This is a genomic window from Parachitinimonas caeni, assembly GCF_030129945.1.
Lineage (GTDB): Bacteria > Pseudomonadota > Gammaproteobacteria > Burkholderiales > Chitinimonadaceae > Parachitinimonas > Parachitinimonas caeni.
On record NZ_JARRAF010000222.1, the window covers coordinates 1 to 367 of the forward strand.

Sequence of the window (367 nt, forward strand, 5' to 3'; positions counted from 1 at the left end):
TCACGGGCTTGCTGCACAATAGCGTCATTGTCATAAGCCTTATCACCGATCAGATTCTGAGCCGAAATCCCTTCAATCAACGCCTGGGCTTGGCTGCAATCCGCCCGGCTGCCCTCGGTAATCCTTATCCGGACCGGCATGCCATGCGCATCCACGGCAAGGTGGAGCTTGGTATTGAGCCCCCTTTTGTCCGGGCCATGCCCTCATTGCCGCCGATTGCTCCACAGGCATGAGGGTGGACTTTGCAGTGACTGGCATCAATCATCAGCCACTCAAAATCCGGATCAACAATCAGTAGCTCAAGCAGTTTTTCCCACACGCCCTTGTCGCGCCATCTGCCAAAGCGACGGTGGGTGTTATTCCAGTC

The 367-nt window shown here is 55.6% G+C and carries 1 pseudogene; it reads right to left on the reverse strand.

Going from position 1 to position 367, the window contains the following annotated elements:
• Nucleotides 1-367 (reverse strand): annotated as a pseudogene (locus PZA18_RS24410) (IS5 family transposase); the annotation flags it as partial.